We start from the raw sequence: 12,447 nt of genomic DNA, 5'->3' as shown, positions 1-12,447 counted from the left end.
ATGCCGCTTCGTCGGTTCCTGACCTGTTGCGTGCTGTTACTGGCTGCATGTTCGGGGGAAACGGACGAACGGTCAGAACGCCAAGAGACGCAGGTCGAGGTAGGGACAATCGTGGAGACAGGTCCCTTCGCGGTTGAGGGTCTCCCCAATCAGAAACTGACCATCTGGTTGCCGCCCGGCTACGAAAAATCAGATCGCAATTATCCAGTGCTCTACATGCATGACGGGCACAATCTGTTCGATCCCGCGCAGTCCAATTTCAACAAGGTCTGGGCGGCGGATAAGGCAATAGTCGAACTGTCCGAGAGGGGTACTATCGAGCCGCACATCATAGTGGGCATGTGGCCGCATGGCGAGGATCGCTACCGGCAATATCTACCGCAGATCGCGGCTGAAAAATCCACCGGCGCGCTGGCCGAGAGTGTGGCAGAAAACGCCCTCGGCAAAGATGTGGTTTCGGCACGCTATCTCGAATGGATCGCAGACGAGTTGAAGCCGCAGATCGATAGTGATTACCGCACGCAAACAGGCCCGGCGAATACCGCCATCGCTGGTTCGAGCATGGGTGGGATCATGAGCTGCTATGCGATTGTCGAGCGCCCTGACATCTTTGGGCGGGCCGCGTGCGTGAGCTCCCACTGGCCGATTGCTCTGCCTGACATAGCCGATCAGAGCAAAGCACAGGTCGATAGAATTTGGCGCGACTGGCTAGCCGCAGAACTAGGCGAACCGGACGGGCGTCGTATTTGGATGGATCACGGCACGGAAACCCTCGATGCGTACTATCCGCCCTACCAGGTAGAAATCGATAAGAGTTTCGAGGCAGCAGGGTGGTCGAGGGGCATCGATTGGCGCAGCGAGCAATATGACGGCGCTGAGCATGAAGAGAATGCATGGGCCGAACGCTTGTCCGAAGTGCTCGGTTGGCTATTAGCCAAAGAATGAGCGAACAAGTCCCACCCAATGTAGTAATCCTCGGTGGTGGAAGTGCCGGGTGGATCACCGCATGTTTGATGCACCAGGAGTGGGGTGCGCGCGGAGCCACTATCACGGTTGTCGAGAGTCCCGAGATCGGCATTATCGGCGTGGGTGAGGGCTCAACGCCGCAGTTGAAAGCGTTCTTCGATCATTTGGATATCGCCGAGAACGATTGGATGTCCGCCTGCGATGCGACGTATAAGTTGGGGATCCGCTTCACCGGTTGGAGCGAGCGTGCGGGATATGAAAGCTATTTTCACCCTTTTCCCGGCCCGATCGATCTGCACAGCGAGCCGGCGTTCGTCAACAATTGCGGTTTGGCGCGGCGCGGGTTTGATGTTCCCGCACACCCGGATGACTATTTCCTGGCGACTGTTTTGGCCGAACAGGGGAAAGTGCCGCATCCGACAGAGAACTTTCCGTTTGAGCCGAGCTACGGCTATCATTTCGACGCTTACAAACTCGGCGCGTTTTTGCGTGAATATGCAACGGCTAGAGGTGTCATCCATCGGGCAGCCAAGGTTAAAGATGTCGAACGTAAAGATGACGGTGATATTGCCACGCTGAAATGTGAGGACGGCAACCGGATAGAAGGCGATATCTTTGTCGATTGCTCCGGTTTTCGCAGCATCCTTGCCCAGCAGGCTCTGGGCGGACGATTTTTGTCTTTCGGCGAGAACCTGTTCAATGATCGCGCAGTTGTCATGCCGACCACACATGATGGCCTATACAAGCCGCAGACCGATGCGATTGCTATGCGCGCGGGATGGCGTTGGTCGATCCCGCTGACCACACGTGTCGGCAATGGCTATGTCTATAGCTCAGCGCATATCTCCGACGATGAGGCGGAGACCGAACTGCGGCAAGCAATCGGTATGGAGGACAGCGATACCAACGCGCGTGTCCTGCGGATGAAAGTGGGGCGGGTCGAGAACAGCTGGTCACAGAATTGCTTGGCTGCCGGCCTGTCTCAAGGCTTTATCGAGCCGCTGGAAGCAACTGCGCTCCATATCGTTATCGCGACCGCGCTCGATTTCATGCAAGCGTTCGAGGCTGGTGGATTTACACCGGAGCATCGCGATCAGTTCAACAGACAAACTGCAGCGCGCTATGATGGCATACGCGACTACATCGTGGGGCACTATCGGCTCAACCAACGGACCGACACCGACTATTGGCGCGCGAATGCGGCCAATCAAAATCTGTCGGATGGATTGAAGGCAATGATGACAGCATGGTTTACCCATAAGGATGTGGGCGCATGCAATGCAGAGGTCTTTGACCAGCAGTACTATTCCAATGCCAGCTGGCATTGCTTGTTTGCTGGCTATGGTACATTTCCTCCAGCCGAGAAAGTTCAGCCGCTGCCTCAGCAGTTGAAGGCGGCGGATATGGAGAGTGTGCAGAACACTCTGTCAGTATCTGCAACCAATTTTCTCGATGCGGATAACGTCAGGGCGCACGAGTCAGGTTGATGAAAGAGGCAATACGAAAGCAACTGGCTCAGGTTTACAGCGGGGTTCGCCCAGGCGGGCAATGGCGCACGATGACAAAAAATCTGTCAATCAGGTACATTTCCTAAAGGCGCCCTTAACCTTAATCTCCTAGCCCGCTTTGACAGGAGCGCTACGGCTAGATGCAAACGCAAATTCTTGGACTGGTAACACCGCTCATGGCGTTGTTTTTTGCCGCGACATTCGCGGTAATGTGGCGCGTAGGGCGTATGAAGCGTCACGTGCTCGGTTTTGGTATTGCTTTTGCGTTGTCTGCCATCGGGTTTCTGTTCACGCACTTCCTGCCAGCCGATGCGTTCTATATCTTCCATGTGACGCAAGTGTTCTACGCGCTTGGTTCGACCGTGATGATCGCATCGGTTTGCGAGCGTGCCGGACAGCGGCTCCATCTGGGAAGCTTTGCGTTCGTGTACCTCATTACTGCGCTCTTGTTGGCAGCGGCGATCGGCTTTTCCAATGATGTCGCTTCGCGTCTGGTCATCGTCAATATGGGCTACGGTGTCATGTTTGCGATGGGGGTCACGACTCTCCTGACGGCCCGCCGCCGCAGTCTGATCGATGTCGCCATTATTGCGGTGATGGCATTTCAGGCCACAGATTTCCTCGTACGGCCAAGCCTGACGTTGCTGTTCGAACAGTCGATCCCGGCTGAGGTCTATCGCGATTCGGTATACTACTCTCTGATTGGGCTCGTGCTTGGGGTGAAGGGCATGACCACAGCGGTGGTTCTGATCGGCGCGACGATTGCAGAATGGAACAAGACTCTCCGCGAAAGCAGCGATCATGATGTTCTGACTGGACTGCTCAATCGCGGTGCGTTTGAACAATCTATGCGCAGCCTTCTCCCACGAGCACAAACGGAGGGACGCCCTCTCAGTCTGGTCGTCGTCGATATCGACCACTTCAAACAGGTAAACGATATTTGGGGGCACCAAGCGGGCGATCAAGCGATCTCAAGCTTTGGCGAACTTGTGCAACAGATGGTGCGCGGGTGCGATGTAGCTGGCCGAATCGGCGGAGAGGAATTCTGTATTGCGGTCTGGAATTGTGAAAATGATCCTGCTGAGCGATTGGCCGAACGGATCAGACAGTCCTTTGCGCGTCTCGAACACGCCGGCCTCAATCCGGATATCCGCCTCACGGCAAGTTTTGGCGTCGCCACAGCGCGCGAAGGTGAGACCTACGAGCGCTTGTTCGCACGTTCGGACAAGGCACTCTATCGAGCTAAGTCGAATGGCCGGGACCGGGTCGAAAATGCCGAGAAGCAGCGCTTGGAAGACACTGAACCCAAATCGGGACTAAAGCCCATCCAACTAAAGCGCGCTGCGGCTGGCCGCTCAATCGAGCTCTAACTGGGTTGATTGCACGTCCCTGCTGTTGCCGCCGGACATCAGGATGAACTTTCCGGGCTCGACTACGCGCAGCATACGGTCGTTCCAAAGACTGAAATCGACAGGCATCAGTTCAAATTTGATCGTTTGTACCTCGCCCGGCTCCAAGGTAATTCGCTTGAAGCGAACCAACTGCTTTACTGGTGTCGTTACCGAGGCATGCACATCGCGGAGATATAGTTGAACGACCTCATCGCCCGCCATCGTGCCAGTGTTTTGGACATCAATTTCGACAGTGACATTGCCAGAAGTTGTGTGGTCTTCACCGATTATGTGCGGAGCGCTAATCTCAAAGTCTGTATAGCTTAACCCGAAGCCAAACGGGTAAAGCGGTTCTTTGTTATCGAACAGGTACCCACGACGGGCCTGTGGTTTGTGGTTATAGAAAACGGGTAGTTGGCCGACATTACGTGCGACGGTCACCGGCATTTTCCCGCCGGGATTATACTTGCCTAGCAGAATGTCGGCGACCGCATTTCCGGTTTCTTGGCCGAGATACCAGCCCTCGACGATTGCGGGTGCGGTTTTGTCCAGTTCGACGATCGAGAGTGGGCGACCGTTCAGCAATAAAGTCACAACTGGCTTGCCTGTCGCCAGCATTGCGCGCGCCAGATCCACTTGCTGACCGACCAAGTCGATATCGGTGCGATCACCCAGATGCGTCTTCGCCCATGCCTCGCGGCTAGTCTGCTCGTTACCACCGATCACCATGACGATGACGTCTGCGTCTGCAGAGGCTTCAACAGCTTCCGCGATCAACCGGCGATTTTCGTCTTCGGGGACTAAGTCGACCGGATCGGCAGCCCAGACACGGCTTTCCGTTACGCGAACGCCTTCTGAATAGGTGACTTCGAACCTGCCCCTGGCCGCATTTTCAAGGCCTTCGAGCACGCTCACAACATGACGTGGCACGTCGCTGTACCCGCCAATAGGTGTGTCCTTCGCGTGGGTGCCGACCACGAGCATCCGGTCGATTTTGTCAGCCGCGAGCGGGAGTAGTCCGTCGTTTTTGAGAAGTACTGCGGACTTACGTGCCGCCTCGCGGGCTAGGGCGATGGCTTCGGGATTGGCCTCGATCCGTTCGGCATGGTCGGCGTTAGCATAGGGATTCTCGAACATTCGAGCCAAAAATTTGAGACGCAATATGCGGCGTACCGCATCATCAATCAGTGCGATGTCCACACGCCCTTCGGCCACGAGTTCTGGCAGCGTTAGGAAGGTATCCGCATCGGCCATTTCATTGTCTACGCCCGCCTTAATCGCGCGCTCGGCAGCCTGCTTTGCGTCGGCAAGCATTTGATGCCGTGTCACCATTTCGCGGATCGCGAAATAATCGCTTACTACGGCCCCTTCGAATCCCCATTCGTCCTTCAGAATGTCTTTGAGCAGCCACCCATTGGCATGGCTCGGTAGCGCGCCGATCTCATTATAGGATGGCATCACAGACATCGCGTTGGCTTCCTTCACTGCCCGCTCAAATGGTGGGAAGAAGTACGTTCGCAAGGTATGTTCGGTCAGTTCGGCCGGGGCGACATTGGTGCCGCTCTCCGGCTGGCCATGGCCGGTCATATGCTTGAGCGTGACCAGCACCTTGTCATCAGCAAGAGGTAAGGTTCGCCCCTGAAACCCTCTGATCGCGGCGAGTCCGATCTCTGAAACAAGATACGGGTCTTCGCCGTAAGTCTCTTCAATCCGGCCCCAACGCGGATCACGCGCGATATCGACAACCGGCGAAAGCGCCAATTGCGCACCGCGAGAGCGCATTTCGCGCGACGCAACGCCATAGACCTGTTCGACAAGGTTCGGATCCCAAGTACTGGCCAGTCCGATTGCTTGCGGGAAGCTGGTTGCCCCGCGGGCGACATATCCGTGCAGTCCCTCTTCATGCATCAGGATCGGAATACCGAGGCGGGTTTCGTTGAGCGCCCAGCGCTGCGCTGCGTTGACATATTCGACCGTTTCGCGCGCGGTGCGATTGCGATCTTCGGCGGACGCACCGGCGTCGCCAGTGTTGGATTGATCGACGCCACGAAAGTCGGACGGGCGGGCGATCATACCCAAACCATGGGGGAAGTTCTCGCTCGCTTTCTGCGTATCGAAGTCGCCCTGCGGCGTCTGCACGTTCTCTTTCTGCTCCCATATCGTGAGCATCTGCGCGACTTTCTCTTCCAAAGTCATTCGCGCGAGCAAATCGTTGGTTCGATCTTCAATCGGGGCGCTGGCATCCTTGTAGAGCGCCGTATCCGCGATCGTGCTGTCCTGCGAAACGGCCGCTGATGGCAAGATCGTTGCTACACCAGCGGTGCCAACCGCCAGCAGGCCGACAATACTTCTAAGTGCTACCCGCATCTCGCTCTCCGAATCATATTTTTGTTAGCGCTATCATATGCATTTTGCTCGGCATTGCAATCGTTCCAATGGGCGACTAGGCCGGATGTAGAGGGAGGCGAGATGGCACGGGCAAAGCGGCGTACGCAGCAAACAGTGACGATCAACGACGTTGCGCGTCAGGCCGGGGTATCTGCGATGACAGTATCGCGAGTGGTGAACCGCGAAGATGGAGTTCGCCCGGCAACGCGGGAAAAAGTACTCAAGGCAGTTGAGGTCCTGAACTATCAGCCCAATCGCTCTGCCAGACGCCTCGCAAAAGGCACTGATGTCCATATCGGATTGATCTATGCCAACCCGTCGGACAGCTATCTTGGGCGCTTCCTACAGGGGGCATTGGGCGCCGCGCAGCAGACCGACAACCACCTGATTGTTGATATTTGCGCCGAGGATAGTCCGGCCGAATATGTCGCTTCGGCGCTACGGTTGGCGAAGGCCAATATTGCGGGGGTTATCCTCCCTCCACCTACATCCGGTTCGAACGAAATTCTGTCGGTGTTCAAGGAATTGCAGATACCGGTGGCCACCGTCGCCAATGGTGCCGCGGCGCAACGCTCTCTGGATATTAATATCGATGACGAGGCTGCGGCCGCTGCAATGACCCAGCATCTGCTTGCACTGGGCCACAGTCGGATCGGTTTTGTGCGAGGGCCACAGGATCAAATATCCAGCACATTGCGCGAGCGCGGCTTCCGTGCCGAAATGACAAAGGCCGGCTTCACGGTTGCTCCAGAACTGATTGTCGACGGCGAGTTCACATATCGCTCGGGCGTAGACGCTGCCGAGCGGCTGTTGCAACTCGATGACCCGCCAAGCGCCATCTTCGCTAGTAACGATGATATGGCCGCCGCAGCGATTGGAGTTGCGCATCGGCACGGATTGGTCGTCCCAGATGATCTAAGCGTTGTCGGGTTCGACAACAGCCCGACAGCAATTTCGGTTTGGCCGGAGCTAACCACGGTTGATCAGCCGGTGAGTGCGATGGCGGCGTCGGCGTTCAATCTTGTGCTCAACGCGATCGGAGAGGGCCTGGGGGGAGGAGATCACGATAGTATCGAACGGGTTCACTCGTGCGCGTTGATTGAGCGAGAATCCTCAGGACCGATCAAAAAGTAGATTTGCTCTAGTATTTTCCAAAGGTACCGCTAACATTCCATCTCACAGCTATAGTGAGAGGGGATTCTTGTGAGCAGCGGAAGCACAGAAAATATGCGCTTTATTGGCCTTATCGTATCGGTTGCGACGCTGGGTGGATTCCTGTTTGGTTTCGATAGCGGTGTGATCAACGGTACGGTCGACGGCCTTCAGGAGGCGTTCGACTCAACTACGGTAGGCACCGGCTTCAATGTTGCCTCAATGTTGCTCGGCTGCGCGGTTGGTGCATTCGTCGCTGGCCGCTTGGCCGATGTTATTGGCCGGCGCGCCGTCCTTCTGATCTCGGCGGTTCTTTTCATTGTTTCGGCTTGGGGCTCGGGCGTCGCTGGCGATGCCACGCTGTTTGTGGTTGCGCGGGTTTTGGGCGGGCTAGCTGTCGGTGCGGCCAGTGTCATTGCGCCCGCCTATATCTCTGAAGTCGCGCCTGCAGAACGTCGCGGAAGACTCTCCTCGATCCAGCAGGTCATGATCATTGTGGGCTTAACCGCCGCGTTCCTGTCCAATTATGTGCTGGCGGAGGTGGCCGGCGGTAGCCGCGTTCAACTCTGGGGCGGGTATGAGGCGTGGCGCTGGATGTTCTGGGCTGAACTCGTTCCCGCGACTCTATTTCTCGTGTTGCTGTTCTTCATTCCCGAAAGCCCGCGCTTCTTGGTAGCGAAAGGCCGTGAGCAGGAAGCCGAACGCGTTCTTGGCCGCCTGTTGGGCGCTGAAGCCGTATCGACAAAACTGGCTGAAATTCGCGACAGTTTGGCGGACGACCATCAGCCGCGCTTGTCCGATCTAATAAGCACTGACACTGGCCGGATACGGACTATCGTATGGGTCGGTATCGGTCTTGCAACATTCCAGCAACTCGTCGGCATCAACATCGTTTTTTATTACGGTGCTGTCTTGTGGCAAGCAGTCGGCTTTACCGAAAATGACGCTCTGAAAATCAATATTCTGTCAGGTGCCTTGTCGATTGGGGCGGTGTTCGCGGCGATTGCTCTGATTGACCGGATCGGCCGCAAACCACTGCTGCTGATTGGCTCGGTTGGAATGGCGGTTGGACTGACGGTGATGGCGTTTGCCTTCGCGTCCGGTTCTCTGGTTGATGGCAATTTGGTCCTGTCCGACGGGGCGGGTGTCGCCGCATTGATTGCCGCCAACGCCTATGTGGTTGCCTTCAACTTCAGTTGGGGACCCGTGATGTGGGTCATGCTGGGTGAGATGTTCCCTAACCAGATCCGCGGCTCCGGCTTGGCCGTTTCCGGCTTTGCGCAGTGGACCGCAAACTTCGCAATCATCATGAGCTTCCCATGGTTGCTCGCGAATATTGGCTTGCCGATCACTTACGGCTTCTATGCAGTCGCTGCGGTAACCTCTGTGTGGTTCGTTGCGAAAATGGTGCGCGAAACTGCTGGGCGAGAGCTTGAGGCAATGGAAGGCTGACGCTGTGCTGAGGCTTGCATCGGATGATGTCGAGCTTGTTCTCGATCCGTGGAAAGGTGGCAGCATTACGGCCTTCCGGTGGAAAGGGCGCGATATCTTTCGCCCACACGCTGGGGGCAATCATCCAATTGATCTGGCGAGCTTCCCGCTTGTCCCCTTCTGTAATCGTATTGCGCAAGGTCTGGTAATGTATGGCGATGAAGCTCGTACAGTTCCCATGTCGCGTCTTGGGGTCGATCCAGAGCACGCAATCCATGGGTTGGGTTGGATCAGCCCGTGGGCGGTTAGCGAGCAGGCTGATCGCTCAGCGACGCTTGGCCTAACCTATCAGGGTGTGATGTGGCCTTGGTCATTCGAAGTGCAGCAACAATTCCGATTGCTCGATAACGGGTATGTCCACACACTTATTGTCACCAATACAGACACGTCCCCCATGCCTGCAGGTCTTGGGTTGCACCCTTACTTCCCGCGCGAAGACGCCGCATTGGAGGTTGATGTCGGCGGGTATTGGGAGACCGGGCCTGACCGATTGCCAAGCGGGCATTGCGGTTTGGCCGGCGCGCCAGATTGGTTCGATGGAGCAGGTTTCGACAATTGCTTCACCGGGCGAACAGGGCCCATTGAGATTCGTTGGCCTGCTCATACTTTGACAATCACGCCGTCGCCAAACCTGCCATTTACCCATGTCTATTCGCCATCTGGCGAGGGTTACTTTTGTGTCGAGCCAGTCAGCCACATTCCCAATGCGGTGAATAGCGCGCTGGCTGGTGAAGTGACCGGGCTGAAGCTGCTCGAGCCAGGCGAGGCCTTCGAAATAGACTGCGTATTTACGCTGGTGGAGGCTCGCTGATGTGGCTCGGCATTGATCTAGGCACATCCGGTGTGAAGTCGGTGATCCTTGGCGATCACGGCGCAGTGCTGGCGCAGAACACCGCGCCACTCCGTGTCGAGCGCCAACACCCCCGATGGTCCGAGCAAGACCCCGCTGATTGGTGGGCTGCAACCAAGGCATCGATCCACGGGCTGCCCGCCAATATGCGGAGAGATGTTCGCGGGATCGGTCTTTCAGGGCAGATGCATGGTGCCACGTTGCTCGGGAAAGACGATGCGGTGCTGCGGCCCGCGATCCTGTGGAATGATGGACGTAGCGAAGAACAATGCATATCGCTGGATGCGATGGCGCGGAAACACACCGGCAATCTCGCAATGCCCGGTTTCACCGCGCCGAAGCTGGGTTGGGTGCGGGACAATGAGCCTGATGTCTTTAGCGCTACGCATACAGTCTTGCTTCCCAAAGACTATCTCCGTCTAATCCTGACAGGTGAGAAAGTCAGCGAAATGTCGGACGCTTCGGGCAGCTTATGGCTTGATGTGGCAAGCCGATCTTGGTCCGATCCAATGTTGGAAGCGGTTGGGCTGGGTCAAAGCCATATGCCTAGGTTGGTTGAGGGATCAGAAGTGTCCGGGATGCTTCGGTCGGGTGTCGCTGATGAACTCGGATTACCCGCTGTACCAGTAGCTGGCGGTGGGGGTGATCAGGCTGCCGGAGCAATCGGAGCAGGCGTCATCGAACCCGGCGACGCATTTCTTAGTCTCGGAACATCCGGAGTAGTTTTTGCTGCGTGTGAGCAGTTTGAGCCCGATCCAGCCCAAGGTGTCCATGCATTCTGCCATGCCTTGCCAGATCGGTGGCATACGATGACGGTAATGTTGTCGGCCGCCGCTTGTTTGGACTGGGTCAGCAAACTGGTCCGGTTTGCTGATGTGGCAGACGCTTTGGCAGCAGCGGAAGCCAGCACGGCGCGGCAGCAGGACGTGCCGATCTTTCTGCCCTACTTGTCTGGAGAGCGATCGCCGCACAATGATCCTGCTGCAAAAGGCGTGTTTTTCAATCTCAGTCACGATACTGGACCCGCAGAATTGGTACGGTCGGTGCTCGAAGGCGTGGCTTTTGGTCTGCGCGATGGCTTGGACACAATGTCGTCCAAACTGGCTGATCTGTCAGTTATCGGCGGTGGTGCACGGTCCCCATTTTGGGCGCAAATCCTCGCAAACAGTTTGCAAGTTCCATTGGTTTATCGCGATGGATCGAGCGTCGGTCCGGCGAATGGTGCTGCTCGACTGGCGCGGCTTGCTTTCACGGGAGAGGCAGCCAATGCCGTTTGCACCAAGCCTGAACCGATCGCTCACATAGACCCGCAATCAAACAACGAAGAGCGTCTCGCGCTGTTTCGTTCACTCTATCCCATACTCAAATCCAGTTTCGGAGACATTCGATGAGCTATTTCGCCAACATTCCCGCTATTTCCTATGAAGGGACGCAAAGCAAAAGCCCGTTCGCTTATCGTTACTACGATGCAGACAAGTTGGTGCTGGGTAAATCCATGCGGGACCATCTGCGCTGGGCGGTTTGTTATTGGCATACATTTGCCTGGCCCGGGAACGATATTTTTGGTGCAGGGACCTTTGAACGGCCATGGAAACCGGGCGAGCCTGTGACTCAAGAACTGGCACAGATCAAGCTAGATGCTGCCTTCGAGATGTTCTCTAAGCTACAGGCGCCATTCTATTGCTTCCACGATGTCGATGCGATTGCCGATTACAAAAATATCGCAGGATATTCGCGCGAACTCGATGTTATCGCAGACAAAATGGCTGCAAAGATAGAGCAGACCGGGGTCCAGCTGCTATGGGGGACAGCCAATCTATTCAGTCATCCGCGCTACGCGGCCGGAGCAGCGACTAACCCAAATCCCGATGTCTTTGCATGGGCCGCGCATCAGGTCCGTTCGATGCTCGAAGTGACCAACAGGCTGGGCGGTGCGAACTACGTTCTATGGGGTGGCCGTGAAGGCTACGATACAATTTTGAATACCGATATCGGACATGAACTCGATCAGCTTGGACGCTTCATGAATATGGTGGTCGAGCACAAGCACAAAATTGGGTTTAAGGGCGCGATCCTGATCGAACCGAAACCGCATGAGCCGACCAAGCATCAATATGACCGGGACACCGCCACCGTATACGGCTTCCTCAAGCGATACGGCCTCGAGAATGAAGTAAAGGTCAATATCGAAGTCAACCATGCGACGTTGGCGGGCAATAGTTTCGAGCACGAAATCGCCACCGCAAATGCTTTGGATATTATGGGCTCGATCGACATAAATCGCGGTGATCCGCAAAACGGTTGGGATACAGATCAATTCCCGAACAACGTGGCCGAAACCACGCTTGCGATGTACCATCTGCTGGAAGGCGGGGGGTTTGACACTGGCGGATTTAACTTCGATGCGAAGGTGCGCCGTCAATCGGTGGATGCAGAAGATCTGATCTTCGCCCATGTTGGCGGTGTCGATGTTTTGGCCCGGTCGTTGCTAGCAGCCGCGGCAATGATCGAAGATGGCGAGTTGAAAGGTTTCGTTGATCAACGGTATGCCGGGTGGCGAAGCGAACTCGGCAATAAAGTCATGAACGGCTCAGCAGCTTTGGATGAGGTTGCCGATTATGCTCTGAAAAGCGATCTGGAACCCAAGCCAATTTCCGGCCGGCAGGAGCATCTGGAAAATCTGATCAATCGGTTCGCTTGA

General features: G+C 56.2%; 9 protein-coding genes. 8 read left to right on the top strand and 1 reads right to left on the bottom strand.

The window, feature by feature from the left end; all coding sequences use genetic code 11:
- From J9777_RS08195 to J9777_RS08185, 3 genes are all read left to right on the top strand, one after another.
- The gene (locus J9777_RS08195) at positions 1–945 is read left to right on the top strand and encodes an alpha/beta hydrolase-fold protein (protein ID WP_209348227.1); all 945 of its coding nucleotides are present in this window, start codon (positions 1–3) and stop codon (positions 943–945) included.
- On the top strand, positions 942–2,453 hold the full coding sequence (locus J9777_RS08190) for a tryptophan halogenase family protein (protein ID WP_209348226.1): 1,512 nt from the start codon (positions 942–944) through the stop codon (positions 2,451–2,453). The genes J9777_RS08195 and J9777_RS08190 overlap by 4 nt, the downstream gene beginning before the upstream one ends.
- 161 nt (positions 2,454–2,614) lie before the next feature.
- Positions 2,615–3,844 (top strand): GGDEF domain-containing protein, encoded by a 1,230-nt coding sequence (locus tag J9777_RS08185; protein ID WP_209348225.1) that lies wholly within the window; start codon positions 2,615–2,617, stop codon positions 3,842–3,844.
- Here J9777_RS08185 and J9777_RS08180 read toward each other — a convergent pair.
- The gene (locus J9777_RS08180) at positions 3,830–6,232 is read right to left on the bottom strand and encodes a glycoside hydrolase family 3 N-terminal domain-containing protein (protein ID WP_209348224.1); all 2,403 of its coding nucleotides are present in this window, start codon (positions 6,230–6,232) and stop codon (positions 3,830–3,832) included. The two genes, J9777_RS08185 and J9777_RS08180, sit on opposite strands and share 15 nt — an antisense overlap.
- A gap of 102 nt (positions 6,233–6,334) precedes the next feature.
- On the opposite strand from J9777_RS08180, the gene J9777_RS08175 reads away from it, so the two are divergent.
- The 5 genes from J9777_RS08175 (at position 6,335) to xylA (ending at position 12,447) form a co-directional block, all read left to right on the top strand.
- Entirely contained in the window at positions 6,335–7,387 is a 1,053-nt protein-coding gene (locus tag J9777_RS08175; protein WP_209348223.1) for a LacI family DNA-binding transcriptional regulator, read from the top strand.
- Between the two features lie 69 nt (positions 7,388–7,456).
- On the top strand, positions 7,457–8,857 hold the full coding sequence (locus tag J9777_RS08170; RefSeq protein ID WP_209348222.1) for a sugar porter family MFS transporter: 1,401 nt from the start codon (positions 7,457–7,459) through the stop codon (positions 8,855–8,857).
- A 4-nt stretch (positions 8,858–8,861) separates the two neighbouring features.
- On the top strand, positions 8,862–9,707 hold the full coding sequence (locus J9777_RS08165; protein WP_209348221.1) for an aldose 1-epimerase: 846 nt from the start codon (positions 8,862–8,864) through the stop codon (positions 9,705–9,707).
- Complete coding sequence (gene xylB / locus J9777_RS08160; RefSeq protein WP_209348220.1) at positions 9,707–11,137, top strand: xylulokinase; 1,431 nt, start codon at positions 9,707–9,709, stop codon at positions 11,135–11,137. Before J9777_RS08165 ends, xylB begins: the two co-directional genes overlap by 1 nt.
- Positions 11,134–12,447, top strand: coding sequence for a xylose isomerase (xylA, locus tag J9777_RS08155; protein WP_209348219.1), 1,314 nt, complete (start codon positions 11,134–11,136; stop codon positions 12,445–12,447). Before xylB ends, xylA begins: the two co-directional genes overlap by 4 nt.

Origin of the sequence: Pontixanthobacter sp. CEM42 (genome assembly GCF_017812015.1) — a bacterium.
Classification (GTDB): domain Bacteria; phylum Pseudomonadota; class Alphaproteobacteria; order Sphingomonadales; family Sphingomonadaceae; genus Pontixanthobacter.
Note: the sequence above shows the minus strand (reverse complement) of the source record. Positions and strands in the feature narration are given on the sequence as shown.

What these genes read in the sequence shown, in the direction of transcription:
- J9777_RS08195 (WP_209348227.1), top strand. Translation starts at nt 1, where the DNA reads ATGCCGCTTCGTCGGTTCCTGACCTGTTGCGTGCTGTTACTGGCTGCA.
- J9777_RS08190 (WP_209348226.1), top strand. Translation starts at nt 942, where the DNA reads ATGAGCGAACAAGTCCCACCCAATGTAGTAATCCTCGGTGGTGGAAGT.
- J9777_RS08185 (WP_209348225.1), top strand. Translation starts at nt 2,615, where the DNA reads ATGCAAACGCAAATTCTTGGACTGGTAACACCGCTCATGGCGTTGTTT.
- J9777_RS08180 (WP_209348224.1), bottom strand. Translation starts at nt 6,232, where the DNA reads ATGCGGGTAGCACTTAGAAGTATTGTCGGCCTGCTGGCGGTTGGCACC.
- J9777_RS08175 (WP_209348223.1), top strand. Translation starts at nt 6,335, where the DNA reads ATGGCACGGGCAAAGCGGCGTACGCAGCAAACAGTGACGATCAACGAC.
- xylB (WP_209348220.1), top strand. Translation starts at nt 9,707, where the DNA reads ATGTGGCTCGGCATTGATCTAGGCACATCCGGTGTGAAGTCGGTGATC.
- xylA (WP_209348219.1), top strand. Translation starts at nt 11,134, where the DNA reads ATGAGCTATTTCGCCAACATTCCCGCTATTTCCTATGAAGGGACGCAA.